19 protein-coding genes are annotated in these 18,189 nt (G+C 65.6%); 10 read left to right on the forward strand and 9 right to left on the reverse strand.

What is annotated here, in order from left to right; all coding sequences use genetic code 11:
- Window positions 1-89 precede the first annotated feature (89 nt).
- The 7 genes from SLQ30_RS01880 to SLQ30_RS01910 all read left to right on the forward strand — a co-directional run bounded on the left by SLQ30_RS01880 (window position 90) and on the right by SLQ30_RS01910 (window position 5,535).
- Window positions 90-545 carry an ester cyclase gene (locus SLQ30_RS01880; RefSeq protein WP_319445140.1) on the forward strand — a complete coding sequence of 152 codons (456 nt, stop codon included), beginning with the start codon at window positions 90-92 and terminating at the stop codon, window positions 543-545.
- Window positions 542-1,153 carry a TetR/AcrR family transcriptional regulator gene (locus SLQ30_RS01885; RefSeq protein ID WP_319445141.1) on the forward strand — a complete coding sequence of 204 codons (612 nt, stop codon included), beginning with the start codon at window positions 542-544 and terminating at the stop codon, window positions 1,151-1,153. The genes SLQ30_RS01880 and SLQ30_RS01885 overlap by 4 nt, the downstream gene beginning before the upstream one ends.
- Window positions 1,150-1,938 carry an MBL fold metallo-hydrolase gene (locus tag SLQ30_RS01890; protein WP_319445142.1) on the forward strand — a complete coding sequence of 263 codons (789 nt, stop codon included), beginning with the start codon at window positions 1,150-1,152 and terminating at the stop codon, window positions 1,936-1,938. The genes SLQ30_RS01885 and SLQ30_RS01890 overlap by 4 nt, the downstream gene beginning before the upstream one ends.
- Before the next feature lie 14 nt (window positions 1,939-1,952).
- Entirely contained in the window at window positions 1,953-2,588 is a 636-nt protein-coding gene (locus SLQ30_RS01895) for a maleylpyruvate isomerase family mycothiol-dependent enzyme (protein ID WP_319445577.1), read from the forward strand.
- 159 nt (window positions 2,589-2,747) lie between these two features.
- Window positions 2,748-3,992 carry a cytochrome P450 gene (locus tag SLQ30_RS01900; protein WP_319445143.1) on the forward strand — a complete coding sequence of 415 codons (1,245 nt, stop codon included), beginning with the start codon at window positions 2,748-2,750 and terminating at the stop codon, window positions 3,990-3,992.
- Window positions 3,985-4,608, forward strand: coding sequence for a helix-turn-helix domain-containing protein (locus SLQ30_RS01905; RefSeq protein ID WP_319445144.1), 624 nt, complete (start codon window positions 3,985-3,987; stop codon window positions 4,606-4,608). Before SLQ30_RS01900 ends, SLQ30_RS01905 begins: the two co-directional genes overlap by 8 nt.
- A gap of 21 nt (window positions 4,609-4,629) precedes the next feature.
- Complete coding sequence (locus tag SLQ30_RS01910) at window positions 4,630-5,535, forward strand: alpha/beta hydrolase (protein WP_319445145.1); 906 nt, start codon at window positions 4,630-4,632, stop codon at window positions 5,533-5,535.
- Here SLQ30_RS01910 and SLQ30_RS01915 read toward each other — a convergent pair.
- From SLQ30_RS01915 to SLQ30_RS01940, 6 genes are all read right to left on the reverse strand, one after another.
- Window positions 5,532-6,746: a CaiB/BaiF CoA-transferase family protein gene (locus tag SLQ30_RS01915; protein ID WP_319445578.1), complete on the reverse strand. Its 1,215-nt coding sequence runs from the start codon at window positions 6,744-6,746 to the stop codon at window positions 5,532-5,534. The two genes, SLQ30_RS01910 and SLQ30_RS01915, sit on opposite strands and share 4 nt — an antisense overlap.
- Window positions 6,747-6,835: 89 nt before the next feature.
- Window positions 6,836-7,252: a nitroreductase family deazaflavin-dependent oxidoreductase gene (locus SLQ30_RS01920; protein WP_319445146.1), complete on the reverse strand. Its 417-nt coding sequence runs from the start codon at window positions 7,250-7,252 to the stop codon at window positions 6,836-6,838.
- Between the two features lie 2 nt (window positions 7,253-7,254).
- Window positions 7,255-8,178 (reverse strand): nitronate monooxygenase, encoded by a 924-nt coding sequence (locus SLQ30_RS01925; protein ID WP_319445147.1) that lies wholly within the window; start codon window positions 8,176-8,178, stop codon window positions 7,255-7,257.
- 38 nt (window positions 8,179-8,216) lie between these two features.
- The gene (locus SLQ30_RS01930; protein WP_319445148.1) at window positions 8,217-9,173 is read right to left on the reverse strand and encodes an SDR family NAD(P)-dependent oxidoreductase; all 957 of its coding nucleotides are present in this window, start codon (window positions 9,171-9,173) and stop codon (window positions 8,217-8,219) included.
- 1 nt (window position 9,174) lies between these two features.
- Entirely contained in the window at window positions 9,175-10,377 is a 1,203-nt protein-coding gene (locus tag SLQ30_RS01935; protein ID WP_319445149.1) for a cytochrome P450, read from the reverse strand.
- A gap of 7 nt (window positions 10,378-10,384) precedes the next feature.
- Window positions 10,385-11,221, reverse strand: coding sequence for a mycofactocin-coupled SDR family oxidoreductase (locus SLQ30_RS01940; RefSeq protein WP_319445150.1), 837 nt, complete (start codon window positions 11,219-11,221; stop codon window positions 10,385-10,387).
- Window positions 11,222-11,440: 219 nt separating this feature from the next.
- Between SLQ30_RS01940 and SLQ30_RS01945 the strand changes: the two genes are divergently transcribed.
- Window positions 11,441-12,313, forward strand: coding sequence for a hypothetical protein (locus SLQ30_RS01945; RefSeq protein ID WP_319445579.1), 873 nt, complete (start codon window positions 11,441-11,443; stop codon window positions 12,311-12,313).
- 70 nt (window positions 12,314-12,383) lie between these two features.
- On the opposite strand, the gene SLQ30_RS01950 is transcribed toward SLQ30_RS01945, so the two are convergent.
- Complete coding sequence (locus SLQ30_RS01950) at window positions 12,384-13,604, reverse strand: alpha/beta hydrolase (protein WP_319445151.1); 1,221 nt, start codon at window positions 13,602-13,604, stop codon at window positions 12,384-12,386.
- 153 nt (window positions 13,605-13,757) lie between these two features.
- Here SLQ30_RS01950 and SLQ30_RS01955 point away from each other — a divergent pair, with 153 nt between their 5' ends.
- Complete coding sequence (locus tag SLQ30_RS01955) at window positions 13,758-15,194, forward strand: wax ester/triacylglycerol synthase family O-acyltransferase (protein ID WP_319445152.1); 1,437 nt, start codon at window positions 13,758-13,760, stop codon at window positions 15,192-15,194.
- A 9-nt stretch (window positions 15,195-15,203) separates the two neighbouring features.
- Here SLQ30_RS01955 and SLQ30_RS01960 read toward each other — a convergent pair whose 3' ends face one another.
- Window positions 15,204-16,244, reverse strand: coding sequence for a dihydrodipicolinate reductase (locus SLQ30_RS01960; RefSeq protein WP_319445153.1), 1,041 nt, complete (start codon window positions 16,242-16,244; stop codon window positions 15,204-15,206).
- Window position 16,245: 1 nt separating this feature from the next.
- Window positions 16,246-17,478, reverse strand: coding sequence for a cytochrome P450 (locus SLQ30_RS01965; RefSeq protein ID WP_319445154.1), 1,233 nt, complete (start codon window positions 17,476-17,478; stop codon window positions 16,246-16,248).
- Window positions 17,479-17,543: 65 nt separating this feature from the next.
- Between SLQ30_RS01965 and SLQ30_RS01970 the strand changes: the two genes are divergently transcribed.
- The gene (locus SLQ30_RS01970) at window positions 17,544-18,134 is read left to right on the forward strand and encodes a TetR/AcrR family transcriptional regulator (RefSeq protein WP_319445155.1); all 591 of its coding nucleotides are present in this window, start codon (window positions 17,544-17,546) and stop codon (window positions 18,132-18,134) included.
- Window positions 18,135-18,189: the final 55 nt, after the last annotated feature.

An 18,189-nucleotide genomic window follows, 5' to 3' on the forward strand; every position in this document is an offset into this window, starting at 1 on the left:
ACAGCGGATGAACACGGCCATTGACGATCCATCGCCGGTCTATTAACTTGTTGGTTGACAAGTTAGTGACCAGACAGGGAGTGGACCGCATGATCGACGACGACCTCCGGCAGCGCCGCCTCGCGGTGATCCGCGAGCACATGGACACCGAAGTCACCCATGAATTCGACCGCACGCTCGCGACGTTCAACGGCCATCCCCACTACGAGATCATGGCGACCGGGCAGGTCTACGACGGCGACGACGCAGTGATGACCTACTACCGCACCACTCGCACGGCGTTCCCGGATCAGCGCCACGACAACTCCAGGTTTCACGTCACCGATGACGCAGTGATTGTCGAATTCGACCTACTGGGAACCAATCTCGGCGAGTTCTACGGCCTGCCGCCGACCGGCAAGTCGTTTCGGGTCCCGATCATCGCGGTGTTCTTCTTCGACGGCGACCGCGTCGTCAACGAACGGATCTACTTCGACTCAGCCAGCCTGGTGACCCAAATCGGTCGTGGCGAACTGCTCGCGCTCGTCGGCCAACTCGATTCGTGAGCGAACACCGGCGCACCCAGGAGGAGCGCCGCACCGAGGCCGAGCAGCGCCTACTCGCGGCCGCTGCGGAGCTCATCGCGGAGGCAGGGCCGTCCGGGGTCACGCTCGCCGCCATCGGCGAGCGCGCGGGCTACAGCCGAGGTTTGGCCACGCACCACTTCGGGTCCAAGGGCGCCATGATGCAGCGGCTCGTCGACTCCGTGACGACCGAGTTTCGCGAGCAAGTGTTCCTCGAGAGCACGTCGGACACCGTGCTCGACCAAGCGCTGGGCCTGGTGCGGGCCTACTTTCACGAGCTCGCGCAGGCCCGGCCCGCGAACCGCGCACGCCTGGTGCTGTGGGCCGACGCGGTGGCCACGGGCGCGCCCGACGTGCGCAGCGCAATGCTCGCGTCGGATCGCGCGTTCCGGGAAGAACTCGCGAAACGCATTCAACGTGGGCACGCCACGGGCGAGTTCGCGCTATCGTCCGACGCCGGAGCGGCCGCGACGGTGATCATCGGAATGTTGCGCGGAGTCGCTCTGCAGTCAATGCTCGACGACGAGCTTGATCTCGACGCATGCCGCATCGAGATCGAGGACGTCCTGACGAAGAGGATTCAGCCGTGAAGGTCCACCACCTCAACTGCGGCACCATGAATTTCCCCGGGGCGCCGGCGGTGTGCCACGTGCTCTTGGTCGAGACCGACAACGGACTCGTGCTGGTCGATTCGGGGTACGGGCTGGAGGACTGCGCCGATCCGTCGCGCATCGGCCCGAGCCGGCATGTGCTGAACCCGATATTCGACGTGGAGGAGACCGCCGCCCACCAGGTCGAGCGGCTCGGCTTCCATCGCGACGACGTCCGCCACGTCATCACCACGCACTTCGACATCGACCACATCGGCGGACTCTCCGACTTCCCCGACGCTCAGGTGCACGTGACCGCCGCCGAGGTGCTCGGCGCGACGAGGCCGCCCACCCGATCGGAGCGGTTCCGCTTTCAGCCGAGACAGTGGGCGCATGGCCCAAAACTCGTCGAACACCAGCCCGATGGCGAACAGTGGCGGGGCTTCGCAGCCGCAAAGGAGCTCGACGCGATCGCGCCGGGGATCGTCCTCGTGTCGCTGCCCGGCCACACTCGCGGGCACGCGTGCATCGCGGTCGATGCCGGTCACCGTTGGGTGCTGCATTGTGGGGATGCCTTCTACTACCGCGGCACCGTGGATGGGCACACGCCCGTCCCGCTGGCCATCAAGCTGCCCGAAATGATGGTTGCATTCGACCGGAAGCGTGTGCGCGACAACCATTCCCGGCTCGCTGAGCTCTACGCACGCAAGGAACCGGACCTGTTGATCGTGTCAGCACACGACCCCACGCTGTTGGCCGACGCGGTAGCCACCAGCCAGCCCTGAAGCATCGCATGCGAGTGGATCGCGAGTTCGTCTTTGCCGCCGTCGCCGACGAGCGCCGTCGGCTGGCGACCTTGCTGGAGTCCCTGGACGAAACTCAGTTGGCGACTCCGAGCCTGTGCGCGGGGTGGGACGTCAAGACGGTGTTCGCACATCTGGTCAGCGACTTCACCGATGGCTTCTGGGGATTTCAGCGGGCAGCGATTCGCCGCGGCAGTGTGCATCGCGGGATCGACGACCTTGCCCGACGGCGCGCTGAACAGCCCGCCACCGACATCGCGCGAACCCTGCGCGAGCACGCCGACCATCGGTTGAGTCCTCCGGTCACCGGGTCGCGCTCCGGGCTGACCGACGTGCTGGCGCACGGTGGCGACATCCGCATCCCCCTTGGCCTGCCGTTCGACCCCGACCCCCAGCTCGTTGCGCTGACACTCGACTTCCTGACGGGCCCCAGCCCATTCGGCTTCGTGCCAAGGTCACGGCTGCATGGGATAACCCTGCACGCCAACGACATTGATCGAACGTGGGGACGTCGTCCGGAGGTTCACGGATCGGCGGCCGCATTGATGATGACGGTGTTGGGGCGGGATGCCCTCGTCCACCAGCTGGACGGGCCGGGTTTGCCCATCCTGCGGCGGCGACTGGCTGGATGAGATAGCAACTTCTGTCGCTTTACGCATCGGCGTTCAACGTATGGTGATCGTTGGTGCCGCGACCACAGGATCCGCTAATTCGTTGACAGTGCCCAAACGTGGCCATACATTCTTGACATCTCTGTTCACTCGAGGAAACGTGCACGTAGGGAGTTCATCGTGGCCGTAGGTACCGCATTGCCCAGCGTCTTCGACGCAGGACTGCCGACACTGCGCTACGACCACACCGAGAGTCCGGCCGAGGTCTATCCGCGGATTCGGCTTGCGCAGCGGGACTCCCCCATCGCCATCGGCCCACTCGGACCCGAGATCCTCGGCTACGAACTGACCCGTGCCGTGCTGCGAGATACTCGGTTCGGCATCCCGCCGGGGCTTCATCTGACGGCCCAGGGCGTCAGCGCCGGACCGCTGTGGGACAAGGTGGTCACCTCCTTGCTTTGCGTGGAAGGTGAAGCGCACCAACGACTTCGGAGCCTTGTCTCCAAGGCCTTCACTCCGCGGGCGACCGCGCGATTGGAGGACACGATGGAAACCGTGTTCAACGGACTCGTCGACCGAGTCGCCGACGTCGGACACTGCGACTTCGTCACCGACGTCGCGCTGTTGTACCCCGTTCCGATCATCTGCGCGCTCCTGGGCGCGCCGAGCGAAGACTGGCAACAGTTCTCGCTGTGGGCGGGCGACATCTTCAAGGCCTTCGGCTTCAATCCTCAGCTCGTCGACGAAGTCGACGACATCATGCGAGCGTGGTCCGAACTCGACGACTATGTCGACGACATGGTCGCTCAGCGTCGGAACCAGCTCACCGACGACCTCCTCTCGGACCTCATCCGCGCCGAGGACGACGGCGATCGGCTCGACTCCGACGAGCTACGCATGCTGGCAGCGAGCCTGCTGATGGCGGGCACGGATACCACCCGCAACCAACTGGCCGCATCGGTGGACGTCCTGTGCGATCACCCTGAGCAGTGGACGAAATTGCACAACCATCCAGAACTCGCCATGGCCGCGGTCGAGGAGACCATGCGGCATTCGCCAGCGGTCTGCGCCGCACCTCGCATGGTGTTCGAGGACATCGAATTCGGCGGATTTACCTTTCCCGCAGGAACGTTCGTGTACGTGAACACGTTCGCCGCAAATCGCGATCCGATCATCTACGCGGATGCGGACCGCTTCGACATCACCCGTGAGGCGCCACCCGCCATCCTGACCTTCGGCGGCGGTGTGCACTACTGCCTTGGCGCCAACCTTGCCAGGCGCGAACTCGCCGAAGCGCTGAAGATCCTCACTCAGCGGATTCCCTCGGCACCGCGCCGCACCGGACCTGCTCCATGGAAGCCGATTCTCGGCATGACCGGGCCAATGAGCCTGCCCATCGAGTTCAGCGTTCGATCACGTGCGTAGCCACGGATGGTCCGGCAATGCACCAAAGTCGGACGAGGAAGCCGTCCGTAGGATTCTGGACGCGGCGGACCATCTCGTCGCCGAACGAGGTGCCGCGCTACGACTGACCGACGTCGCCAGCCATCTCGGGGTCACGCGGCAAACGATCTATCGCTACTTCCGTGGCTCCGAAGAGCTACTCGTCGCGAGCAGAATGCGCTCCGCCGACGGGTTCATCGATCGGCTGGCCGCCCACATGAGCGGTTACACGGAGCCAGCCGCGGCATTGATCGAAAGCGTGGCCTACGCGGCCGAAGTCCTCGGTGGGGACCGCCAATTCGAGGACATGCTCAACGCCCCGGGCGAGGGCTTCGCATCGTTGGCCTCCCCTACGGCACTGGCATTTGGCCGATCAGTCCTGCACCGATTCGATGTTGACTGGGAGCGCGAAGGGTTCGACGACGCGGCGCTCTCCGAGCTCGCGGAATTGAGTCTGCGCACGCTGCATTCGATTCTCATCGACCCGGGGCAGCCCCCGCGGGATGGCCCAGCGCTGCGGCGCTTCGTGGCGCGCTGGTTGGGCCCCGCGATCTTGTATCCCCGGGTGGTTCGTGCGATGGAGTCGTTGCAGCCGTAGCTGACGCAGAATGGGGGCATCGTGTACACAGGCAAGCCGTCGCTCCGTCACGCGATCGTCGCGCTTGGCGCAAAGGGCTTGGGAACGTTGTTGACGCCCGTCGGAGGCGTGCTCGCCTTCGTCCCGTTGAAGATTCCCTTATTGACAGATGGCGTTCCGCCGTTCTTCCTCAAGCACGGACTGGTGCTGACGGACGTCGATTCCGACGGGCTGCCAGTCCGGGTCTTCACACCCCCCGAACCCAGCGGCAAGGTCGTCGTCGCCGTCCACGGCGGGTCATACGCCGGCGCAGCGACCATCTTTCATTGGTGGACCTATACCGACATGGCTCGCCAAACGGGCGCGACGGTCGTCGTACCCGACTACGCGCTCACTCCCGTCGGCAGCGCCGACACCGAGGTGCCGCGGATCGCCGACTTCATCTCCGACGTGATCGGCGAGCACGGCGATCAAAACGTCAGCGTCCTCGGCGATTCGGCGGGCGGCGGGTTGGCGCTACTCGCGGTCCAAGAGCTCGTCCGAAGGGGTTCGACGACGCCCAGTCGGCTCGTGCTGCTGGCACCATGGCTCGACGTGTCGATGAGCGACGCCCGCCTTGCGGAGGTCGACGACCCGCTGCTCGACGTCGCACACAGCGTGAGGTACGGCAAGTCCTGGGCAGGCAACTTGGACACGCGAGACCCGTTGGTAAGCCCGTTGTTCGGTTCGCTCGAGGGCTTACCGCCGACCTCCGTCTACAGTTCCTCCCGCGACCTGCTCACCATCGATGCGCTGCGCCTGCAGGATCGCGTGCGCGCCGAAGGAATTCCGCACATCGGCTTCCGGATGCGACAAGGACTGCTCCACGACTACCCGATATACGCACCGCTGCCCGACGCGCGAGCCGAGCGTCCGAACCTCTACGGCGACTTGAACCTGCTGGACTAGGCGATCGCGCCTGCCTCCTTGAGCGCTTCGATGCGGTCCCAGTCCATGCCGAGCTCCATCAACACCAACTCGGTGTGCTCGGAAGCTTGTGGCGCACGGGTGGTTTCGAGCGGTTCGTGGTTGAACTGGACGGGGCCGCGCACGACCTTGAACGGCGCTCCCCCGTCGTTCGCCTCGACCTCGACAATCATGTCGTTGGCGATGGCCTGCTCGTCGGAGGCCAGGTCGATGAGGCTCTGGAACGGCGCCCACTGGCCCCTCATCGTCTTGAGGTGCTGGCGCCAGTAGTCGAATGGCTTGCTGCGGATCGAGTCCGCGATCATTTCCGCGGCAGCTGCGGCGTTCGTAATCAGTGGCATCACGTCCGAGAACCGCGGGTCGTCGGCCAACTCGGGCAAGCCAAGGTGCTCGAAGGCGTCGCGGATGTACCCGGTCGGGCTGACGATGCACAGGTTGATGGTGCCGCCATCGGAGGTCAGATAGTTTCCGAGGAACGGATTCACCGTCGGACCAACCGAATTCGGCATCGGTGACCGCATCGTCTCTCCGGTCTCCATGCCCTGCGTCACGCTGGCTCCGGCCGCCCACCATGCGGTACTCAACAGCGACACGTCCAATTCGACGGCCTCGCCGGTGCGTTCGCGATGAAACAGCGCCGCGGAGATTCCGCCCGCGATGTTCATTCCGCCGATCGAATCGCCAAAAGCCGGGATCCCTTGGGACAGTGCGCCGCCGAGCTCCTCGGGGGTCAACGCGTGGCCGACGCCGCTGCGCGTCCAGAAGGCGGTGCCGTCGAATCCGCCGGACAGCCGCTCCGGACCCTTGTCGCCGTACGCGCTGCCGCGGGCGTAGATGATGTTCGGGTTGACCGCGCGGATGTGCTCCAGGTCGAACTTGTTCTTCTGGCGGGCCTGGGGCATGTAGTTGGTCAGGAAGACATCGGAGGTCTTGGCGAGTTCGTAGAGCACCTCCTGTCCATCGGCGGTCGATACGTCGATGCCGACGCTGCGCTTTCCGCGGTTGGGGTGCTCGATCAGCGGGTGCCGGTTGGGGTCGAGCGCCAGTCCGCCCATGTTGATGAAGCCGCGTTGAGTGTCTCCGCGCACCGGGTGCTCGATCTTGAGGACGTCAGCGCCCCAGTCGGCCAGGATCGCCCCCGCGGCAGGCACGAACGTGAACTGGGCCATCTCCAGGACGCGCACGCCCTCCATCACCTTGATCAACACAACCCCTTACGGTAACGATGTCGGTATTACGGTTACCACCATATTAGTAACGCGGTCGGGTCGGCTGAGTCCGGTCAGGACACGGGTGCAAGCGCGACGACCGGAATGATCCGGGTCGTCTTCCGCTCGTAGTCGCCGAATCCTGGATAGCGCCGGACCTGCTCGGCGTACTTCTCGTCGCGCTCCGCGCCCGTCAGTTCGGTGGCGACGGCGTCGAACGTGTCGTCACCGACCTCGATGCGGATCTCGGGGTTGGCAATCGCGTTGTGGTACCAGGCCGGATTGGTGTCGGCACCCGCCTTCGACGCGAAGATCAGGTATCGGTCACCGTCGGCGAGGTACATCATGATGTTGGTCCGGGGCTGGCCGCTCTTGGCGCCCACCGTGTGCAGGATCAGCAGCGGCGCCCCGTCGAACTGGCCGCCGACCCGTCCGTGATTCGCCCGGAACTCCGCGATGTTCTTGGCGTTGAAGTCGTTACCGTCGCTCATCGTCAGTGAGTTCCCACTCGTGGCCGCGCTGAATCCAAGGCCGCCCCGATGTCCCCCCACGTCTGGTGGACGATGTCCGCCACGGACGGCAGATCGATGATCCGGGACGACACCTGACCGGTGTTGGCCACGCTGGCGTCGAGATCTCCGTCGAAGTAGAGCTCGGTGATGCGGCCCAGCAGTTGGGCGCCGGGCTCATGAGCGGCGACCCGCGCCGCCAGACCCGTGCGCAGCACGCGCATGGTCGGGTTGCCGGGGATGTCGAGCATCACCGTGCCCGCATCGTCGGCCGACACGATGGCGTTCTTGAAGTTCGCGTGCACGGCCGCCTCCTGGCTGGCCAGCATCCGCGTGCCCATCTGAACGCCTTCGGCGCCCAGCACGACGGCGGCCGCGGCGGAGCGGGCGTCACACACCCCGCCCGCGGCGATGATCGGAAGGTCGATGTGTTCGGCGACCAGCGGCAGCAGCACCATCGTCGACGCGCCGAGCAGCGCCTTGAACCCACCGCCTTCCACGCCTTCGACCACCAGCGCGTCGACTCCGGCGTCGGCGGCCTTCTGGGCGCCCTTCAACGATCCGACGACGTGCACGACCGTCATGCCCGCATCGTGCAGCCGTGCGGTGAACAACGCCGGATCGCCCGCCGAGGTGAAGACGTGGCGCACACCTGCACCGGCCAGGACGTCGACGATCGACGGGTCCCTCTTCCAACCTTGGATCATCAGATTGGCCGCGACGGGCCGGTCGGTCAGCTCGCACACCCGGAGTAGGTCAGCGCGACCTTCCGGGGTCAGGGTTTCGATCATCCCCAGCCCGCCGGCCTCGGAGACCGCGGCGGCCAACGAGGCCCGGGCGATGTACGTCATCGGGGCTTGGACGACGGGGTACTCAACGCCCAGCAGGGCTTGGATGCGGTTCACCACGATCCCATTGTTCGCACGTGGTGATCGTCGGCCTGCGGCTACCCCGGCATGATGGCCGCGAACAACTCGGCCATCTCGTCGGCGGGTCCGGCGGGCACGGTGTAACCCGTCTCGTCGCGAATGACATCGAGGTTCGCCGCGACGTCCTCGGGCGACAGCGCCGGATTGAAGTAGCCACGCGTGCGGCCGATGAAGAACCGCGAAACCTGGCCGGCGCCAACGGTGTAGATCTCGCCGGTGACCGGACAGTCGGCGTGCGCGAGGAACGCCACGACGGGTGCGACCAGAGCGGGGTCGATCTTGGCGAAGAAGGGCTGCATCAGTTCCTGCGCGTAGGCCAGCGCTTCGGCGTCGGCCAGTTCGGCGACACTGGCCATCGACCGCTCGAGCATGCGCGTGTTGGCGATCGGCGCGACGGCGTTGACCTTGATGCCGAGTTCGGCGCCCTCGGCGGCCAGTACCCGGGTGAAGCCGATGAGCCCGGTCTTCGCGGAGCCGTAGTTGCTCATGCGCGGGGAGCCGAGGATGCCCGCAGCCGACGTGGTGTTGACGATGCGCCCGTAGCCGCGTGCCCGCATCACCTTCCACGCAGGACGGGTCACGAAGAACGCACCCTTGAGGTGCACGTCGATGAGCGGCTCGAAACGGTCGGCCGTCATGTCGTCGAAGGCGGCGTCATCGACGAAGCCCGCATTGTTGACGACGATGTCGACCCGCCCCCACGCGTCCAAGGCGGCCTGCACGATGGCCGCACCACCGTGTTCGGTGGCGACGCTGTCGGCGTTGGCGATCGCTTCGCCACCCTTGGCGCGGATCTCGGCGGCCATGGATTCGGCTGCACTGCGGTCGGTTCCGTCGCCGGTGACCGACGAGCCGACGTCGTTGACGACGATGCGCGCCCCTCGTTCGGCTAGCAGCAGCGCATGCTCGCGGCCCAGCCCGCGGCCTGCTCCGGTGACGATCGCGACGTGGTCGTCAAAGCGGAGATCCGTCATGTCAGGGCAACACGATCCGCAGCCGCTCCCAGCCGCGCACGGTCGACGTCGGCGCCATTTCGGCTGTGTCGTAGTCGATTCCCCACTCCGGCCAGCGGTTGAGCAGCTCATCGACCGCCACCCGGCCCTCGAGCCGCGCGAGGTTGGCGCCGAGGCAGAAGTGCAGGCCCTTGCCGAACGTGAGGTGGCTTCCGTGTTTGCGGTTGATGTCGAACGTGTCGGGGTCGTCGTAGCGACGCGGGTCACGGTTTGCGGCGCCGAAGAGCAGGAGCACCGCGCTGCCCGCGGGCACCGTGGTGCCGTACATCTCGAAGTCCCGCAACGCATACCGCGCGACGTGCGGGCCGGTGGGCTGGTAACGCAACGTCTCGTCGACGACGCGGTTCAGCAGCGAGCGATCCCCATAAACCTGGGCGCGTTGGTCCGGGTGCTCGGCGAGCACCTTGGCCAGCCATCCGATCAGCCGTCCGGTGGTTTCGTTGCCTGCGCCCGCGACCACCTGCGTGTAGTGCAGCACCTCCTTGCGGTGCAGCTTGCGGGTGACGCCGTCCTCGTCTTCGAATTCGACGTTGAGCAACGCCGTCATCAGGTCGTCGGAGGGATTCTTCGAGCGCCATTCGACGTAGTCGGCGTAGATCCGCCCGTCGGCGATCTTGTCGGCGTTGGACACCTTCATGGGTGCGCCGGGTTTGGTGCGAAGATTCGCATCGTTGGCGTCGCGGACCATGACCTGTTCGGACTCGGGGATGCCGAGCAGCATGCCGATGACGCGCATCGGCATCATCGACGCGAGTTCGGAGATGATGTCGAACCCCTCGGAACCGACATGCGGGTCAAGGCAATTCACGCAGAACGCCCTGATCTGGTCTTCGATCTCGGCCATCCGGCGCGGCGTGAACACCCGGCCCATCAGCCCGCGCAGCATGGTGTGCACGGGTGGGTCCTCGAACATCATCACGCCCTTGGGCATGTCGAATTCGGAGTTGACGAGTTCGAGGATGTCGCTACGGGAGTTGGAGAACGTCTCCCAGTCCGACAGCGCCTTTTCGACGTCGCTGTGCCGCGAGATGGCCCAGAAGCGGTACTTCTCGTTGTGATAGATCGGCGCTTCGTCGCGCAGCCTTGCGTAGGTCGGCCACGGGTCGGAGGAGATGTCGAGGTCGTACGGGTCGTAGTAGAGGTCCGTTTCACTGGCGGTGGTCATGTTCCCTCTACTTCAGGAGGCTGCCGGCGTCGACGGGCAGTGTGACGCCGGTGATGTAGCGGGCTTCGTCGGAGGCGAGGAACAGCACGGCGTTACTGATGTCGACCGGCTCGACCCACGGGATCGGCAGGAAGTGGAACGACTGGCAGATCGGCGCCAGGTCGTCCGGACCCGGGTTCTCGAGGTCCGGTCGGAACAGTTTGTAGGTGGGCTCGTTCATCAGCAACGGAGTGTTGACGTGCGTGGGGTGCACCGAGTTGACGCGGATGTTCTGCGCACCGAGTTCCACCGCGAACGTCCGCATCAGGCCGACGACGCCGTGTTTGGCCGCGATGTAGTGACCGACATGGGGATAAGCCTTGGTGCCACCCACCGAACTGGTGATGATGACCGACCCGCCACGGCCGCCGGCGAGCAGGTGCGGCACCCCGGCCTTCACGGTCTTCCAGACTCCGCCGAGGTTGACGTCGATGGTCTCGTTCCAGATGTCTTCGCGCATCTTGTGCAGCTTGACGCCGGTGGTGCCGATACCGGCATTCGCCACGACGACGTCCAGGCGGCCGAGTTGCTCCACGCCGTTGTCCAGGGCGGCCTTCATCGCGTCGTACTCCCGAACGTCGACGATCTCGGTGACGACCCGGCGATCGAGGTTCTTGATCATGTCGGCGGTTTCGGCGAGGTCCTCGGGCGTGCTTGCCGGCGCCGTCGAATCCGCGAAGCCGCGGCAGATGTCGACGGCGATGATGTCGGCACCCTCTTGAGCCAATCGCACTGCGTGGCTGCGCCCCTGACCACGGGCCGCGCCCGTGACGAAGGCGACCTTGCCCTCCACCCGTCCCGCCATTGATGTCCTCGAATCGCCCGTGACCCGACGGTTGTTGAGCAGTCGCACAACACTCGGGATCGCCTATGTCTAGCAGCCGCAAAGTCGCGAGGTCAAGGATTTGGCAATCGTGTTCCCAAACATTTGGTTCGCGACCGCGGGCGTCGCACAACTTCCCTCGGGCTTGCAGGTGAGCGAGTACTTTGCTGTGGAGGTTTCCGACGAATGGGAGTGACGGCCGTGGCGGACCAATTGCGCGACATCCGAGACCTGATGGACGATACCGAGGCCTACCGTGACGAGCTCCATCGCCGGTGGACGGGGCTGCTGAGCTACCGCTACATCGGGCGGAACCACGACAGCATGAACATCGGCGAGGCGGACAACACCGTCCGCATCCGTCGCGACATGCGCAACGCGGCTGGCGGAATCATGGTGGCGCCATTGGCCATTTCCTCTCCAGAGGGCTGTCAGACCGACATGGTTGCGGTACCCAACCCGGTGATCTCCTCGGTTCAAATCATCGATCCCGGATTCGACGTCACCACCATCGAAGTCGTCGGCTCTGGGAACATCCACCAGGGTCGCACCATGGGCTACGGGCGCTGCCTCATCGTCGACGCGGACCACCCCGATCGGGTGATCGCCTTCATCGAGGGTCAGGGCGCGGTCATCGGAATTCCGCCCGAGGGGCTCGACAAGATGGACGTCTCTGGCACCGAACTCGTCATCGAGGACTCCCCCGACCTACCCCCGCTATGGGACGCGTTCGGGGCGAGCAAACGCGCCGACGGCCACTGGGTGTTACCCCAGCTCACGCTCGAGCTGGCCTCACCGGACGCGGCGCTCCACATCGGGCCGCAGCACGTGCTGCTCGAGACGGCCGCCACCGAGCTCGCGGCCGAATTGGCCGGAACCCCAATGCTTCAGGTGTCCAGTTGGCACGTGATGTTCATGGCGCGCGGAAAGGTCGGACCGTTCCGCGCCGAGGGCGCGGCCTACCACGGCGGCCAGGGCAAGGTCGGTGTGCGAGTGCTCATTCACGACGAGGGCAACGCAGACCGGCCCGTCACCACGTGCGCCGCGGTCTTCGACGTACTCCCCGGCCGCTGAACTCCGCCGAAATCCCGTTCCCTGTCGTTACCGCGTCGAGTTAGCGACCATGGCTTCGGTCTCGGCGCGCTCAAATCGCCGAATCGACCTTTGCTTGCAGGCGTTCCTGGTGCATGTGGTGAAGGAACCGGCCGATCGCGGCCACGACGGGCGCCGTGCGTACGCCATCGACCAGGTCGAAACCGTGCCCCGCGCCGGGCAATTCGACGTACCCCACCACCGACTCGGACACCGACCGCAATCGGTCGACGAATCCGCGCGCCTCCCCAACGGGGATGAGACCGTCATTGCTCCCGTGTACCACCAGGAAGGGTGGTGCGAACGAATGGACGCGTTCCATCGGCGACGCGGCGCGAAAGACCCCGGGATTGCGAGCCTGCGAACGCTTGACGACGACCCGCTCGAGGAATTCCATGAAGCGGTCGCGCTCCGGTGTGGACCGGTCGTGCCAGTCGTACAGGCCGTACACGCTGACGACGGCGTCCACCGACGTATCGGCGTCGGCGGGCAGCTCGCGTTGCCACCGCGGATCGTTGGCGGTAAGACCAGCCAAGGTAGCAATGTGGCCGCCTGCCGAACACCCAGCGACGGCAACGAAATCGGGGTCCCCGCCATATTGATGGACGTTCGCGCGTGCCCACGCAATCGCAGCCTTGACGTCGGTCATCTGGCGCGGCCAGCGGTGCCTGGGGCTGGACCGGTACTGAACCGACAGGCATACCCATCCATGCCGAGCGAGGTGGGCCATCAGCGTGTGGCCCTGCAACTCACGACGGCCGAACACCCACGCTCCGCCGGGTATGAATACGAGCACCGGGGCATCCTCGTTCAAGGTGTCCTTGCTTCGCCACACGTCGAGCAGCTGGCTCGGATGTGGGCCGTAGCGCACCGACGAGCGCTGTACGTACCGCCGCTGCCCGGAGGCCTTCCACAGCGGCGCCCGGTCCCGGTGCGAGGGCCATGGCTGGCTGAGCACGTCGGCGCCGACGATGCCGTCCAAGGCCGCCGTCAGCACGCTCGGCGTCAACGCCTGGTGAGCGGCCCGCTGCTCTGCGCTGCCGGGGCTCAACCGGGCCTGCACCACGCCTGCAGCGATGCTCGATACATAGCGTCGACCGCCAACGCCGAGTGCCGCAAAACTACCGAGTACTCCCAGATGACGTCCTATCAGGGGCACAGATGCAGACGCGCCACTCAGCGCGATGACGTAGTCCCCCGGTTTGGCCTCGGCCACCCAACGGGAGTACGAGCGCACCATACGGGCCGCTTGCGCGCGTTGCGATCCAAGCATCGCCGTAGCGTACGGCGCGCCAACCCGTGTTCAACGCGAATCGGCCTGCCGTAAGACATTTGAATGTCAACGCTGACAGTTTGCATGAACCGCTGCGCTCCGCGCGCCAAGCGTGTCGACTGGAGTTCGGGTCGAGGTGGACGGAGCAGCCACATGGAGCAGTTGAGCTGGACCGACGACATGATGCTGCGTGCCGAACGGCCCGAAACCCCGATGCAGATTCAGATGCTGCTCATTTACGACCAGTCGACCGCGCCGGAAGGCCGAGTCACCTTCAAGCGCATCCTCGAGGAAATCGACGCGCGACTGCACCTTGCCCCAACGTTCCGACGCCGGCTGACGGACTTACCCGGCGGGCTGCACATGCCGTACTGGGTCGACGATCCGGACTTCGACCTCGAGTACCACGTGCGTCACATCGCCCTGCCGCACCCCGGCGACTGGCGCCAATTGTGCATTCAGATCGCGCGCATCCACGGGCGTCAACTCGACCTCCGCCGTCCGCCGTGGGAGCTCACGGTGATCGAGGGGTTGAATGCCGTTCCCGGAGTGCCGAAGGGTTCGTTCGCGATATCGCTCAAGCTGCACCACTGCGTCGTCGACGGAATGGAGAGCGTCGAGTTGATGGCCGCCATGCACGACCTCGCCCCAGACGGTCCCCGACCCGCGCCGCCGGCACGCCCCTTCGAGCCCGGCGCACTACCGTCCACGTCGAACTTGGTTGCTCGTACCGCAACCAACATCGCGCTCTATCCGCTGCGGGCGAGCAAAGTGCTATTTCCCAATGCCCTCAATGCAATTCGTCACCTACCCTCGCTACCCGGAGCGCTGGCGTCTGGCGTGGCCGCCACACTGGCGCCAGGAAGCGGCTCACTGTTCGCGCCGGCCACCCGATTCAACGGATCGGCCACTCCACACCGGGTCTTCGAAGCTCGCTTCCACGACCTCGCTGACTTCAAACGCATCAAGGCTTGCGTGCCCGGCGCCACGATCAACGACGTGACCCTCGCCTACGTCGGCGGGACGCTTCGCCACTACCTTCAGGGACACGACGAACTGCCCGATGAGAGCCTCATGGCGGCCTGCCCGGCTTCCATCCGGTCCACTGACGAACGCGGCGCGGGCGGCAACCGACTCTTCGGCAGGTTGCACCCTCTGGGTACCTCGATCGCCGACCCAGTGGAACGGCTGGCGGCAATCGTCGCGGAGACGTCGGTCTTCCGGGAAGGCGTTGACACACCGGGCAACTCCCGATTGATGGAACTCGTGGGCTTGGTGCCCACCACATTGCTCGGGCTGACCGTCAAGGCTGCCAGCGCAATGCCGTTCTCCGCTCCCACCATCGCGAGCACCACGGTGAGCAACGTGCCCGGCCCCACCGAACCGATCTACTTCGCGGGTGCCCGCCTCCACCACGTCACGGGCCTGGGCCCGCTGATCGGCGGCATGAATCTGTTCCACGTCGTGGCCAGCTACAACGGGACCATCTCCATCGGTGCCACCGCCGACCGCAGCGCGCTACCCGACCCCGCCAACTACGCCGCCTGTATGCAGACGGCGTTCGATGAGCTGCTCAATGCCACCCGATGACGCGATTTGTCACACCCGCACCTTGCCCCGAGCGGTGACGATGGGCAACTCGGCAACGGATCGCACTCCGCTGGGCGAGGCGACCACTGCCGTGACGGCGTTGATGGCGGGCATCGCCGTCGTCGTGCCAATGTCGAAGTCCATGAAGTCGTCGGGTCGGAAGGACAGTTTCAGCCTCACGTTCGGATCGCCCTTCACGTCAATCCTGTACCCGTTGAGCAACTTCCACTCGGGCTCCTGCGGCGCCCCGAAGATGCTGCCGAGTGTCCAGATCGTCCGCATCTCGACGATCGGAGTGCCATTACTCCGGCCTGTCCAGGTCGCATCGGTGCCACAGACCGTCCCCCCGTCGATCCGCATGAAGCCGAGATCGCGGTCGTCCAGGGCGACAGCACATTTCACGACGAGGTCGTAATCGTCCACTTCCAGACCGATTCCACGGGCCAGACTGTCGAGCGCCTCACGGTAATCAGGCTCGGCCTCCGACAGAATCTCGCGGAGCCGGCCGGTGTCCGGAGGACCACCGAATCCGTAGCCCTCCCACATTTGCGCGCTCGCGTATCCCACGCAGTCGAGCGACTCGGTGACCCGAATGGATTGGACGTCGCGGCACATCGCGGTGGAGGCGAGGGCGAGACTGGGGACGTACATCGGGTTCATGCCCGTCCCAACCAACGTCACGCCACCTGCGAGTGCGGCCGCTTGCAGCCGCGCACCGGCGTCGTCCGGGTAGTGCGCTCCGCTGACAAGGCGCGCCGTCGTCACGACGTTGATACCCGCTCGCAGAATGCGTTCGAGGAGTTCGACCTCGGGCCAGTGGGGCATGTACACCACGCAATCGGGCCGCAGCGCGATGAGTGCGTCGTCGTCGTCGGTCGCGATGACCCCGGTAGCGGGGCGCCCTGCCAGGGCGCCCGCATCCTGGCCGACCTTTGCGGCTCCGTGGGCGAAGACGCCGACGAGTTCGAGCCGATCGTCGTCGAGGATGGCGCGGAGCGCCGACGCGCCCACGATTCCGGTGGTCCACTGCACGACACGCATGGGTGCCATCTCATACCTCCCAAACGACGTCGAGGCGGACAGGCGACCGCAAGAGCGTGCCCACGATGGCGGGCGGTTCGGCATCCGGATCGAGCCGAAGGCCCGGAAGACCGTCCAGCAGAGTCCGAACGAGCACCTCGGTCTCCATCTTCGCTAGGTGCTGACCGATGCAGAGGTGCGCACCGTGGCCGAACCCGACGTGGCCCTGCCGCTCTCGCGTGAGGTCGAATCGGTCGGGATCAGGCCATCGGGACTCGTCTCGGTTGGCCGCACCGAGAATCACCATGACCGACGAGCCGGAGGGGATCTCGACACCGTCGAGCACCGAGTCGCGGACGGCGACTCTCGGAGAGAACAACAGCGGAGTCTCCCATCGGAAGGCTTCGTTCATGGCCGCACCGAGCAGCTCCGGATCGTCGCGAATCAGCGCGAGCTGATCGGGTTGAGTCAGAAGCGCGAACAACAGCGACGAGCACGACCGGTAGGTCGTCTCCGCCCCTGCGGGAAGCAGCAGCCGCAGGAAGGAGAAAATCTCCTCGTCGGTGAGCCGCTGCCCGTCGTGCGTGGCTTCCGCCAGTACGGAGATCAGGTCGTCCTGTGGCGCCTTGCGTCGTGCGTCGAGCACCTCCCCGATCATGCGACCGAGCGCGGCGGCGGCCGCATGACCCCTCGCCATGTCGCTCGTCGCGGCGATGACCTCGATCGCGTGGCGATGGAAGACGGGGAACTTCTCGACCGGCAGCCCCAACATCGCGGCGAAGGTGCGCATGGGGAACGCGAAGAGTAGGTCGCGGACGAGGTCGGCCCGCCCCCGATCTCGGATCGCGGCGACCATCTCGGCGGCGAGCGGCTCGGCAAGTTCCGTCTTCCATTGCACCATCGCCTTGGGCGAGAGCGACTGCTGCAACATCATCCGGTAGCCCCGGTGGTCCGGCGGATCCATCTCGATGAGCGTGCGTCCCATCACCTCGCCGATCATCGGCTTGTAGGCGCTGTTGCTATATGTCTCGGCGTCGCGCAGCACCGTCGTCGCCGCGTCGTATCCGTACACGCTGAACGTCTGCGGCTGGCCGGCAGGCGCTTGCTCGGTGATACCGAGATGCGGCATGGCCGGGTGCACGGCCGCTTCGGCGCGCAGGCGGTGGAACTCGGGGTAGGGAGACGGAGGTCCGAATGAAACGCCCTTGTTGAACTCCTCGAACAGCGTCCAGGAATCGGCCTCGTATTCAGCGATCTGGTTCACGAGCAGCCTCGGTCGCGGTACGAAATTCACATGCAGCCTGCATGTGACGGTACGGTAGCACAGTCATGACACGCCAAACTCAGGCTGAGGCCACCCGGGATGCGGTGATCGAATCCGCGCGCGCACTCTGGGCCGCGAAAGGATTCTTCGCGACCAGTACGGCCGAGATCGTCGAGCATGCGGGGGTCGGGACGCGCGGCGCCTTCTATCACCACTTCAAGGACCGCGAGGAGCTCTTCGTCGCGGTCTTCGCCAACGTTCAGGCGCGACTCGTCGCCGAGCTCGCACCGCTGGCCTCCAACGAGCCGGACCCGCTTGCGCGACTGGCGGCATCGATGAGTGCGTTCCTCGAAATCACCTCGCGATCGCGCGACGTTCAAGCGTTATTGATCGATGGGCCAGCAGTATTCGGAATCAAGCGGTGGCAGGAACTAGAGGAAGCGCGTGGGCTCAGAGGTATCGAGGCGCCCCTCGCCGAAGCGGCGGCGCTCGGGATCCTCAAGGATCAGCCCGTCCGAACACTCGCCGAACTACTACTCATTCTCGTCAACGGTGCGGCCCTCTACGTTGCGGCGCACCAGAATCCGCAGGACGCGCGCATTCAGACCAGCGCTGCACTAGTCGCGATCGTGGAAGGTCTCCGGGTCACGGGCTGAGCGCGTCCGCGCTGCACTGCGCCGGCGGGTGATTCGAGTCGCGCCAACCCGCCCG

Source organism: Mycobacterium sp. RTGN4 (assembly GCF_033804635.1).
GTDB lineage: Bacteria > Actinomycetota > Actinomycetes > Mycobacteriales > Mycobacteriaceae > Mycobacterium.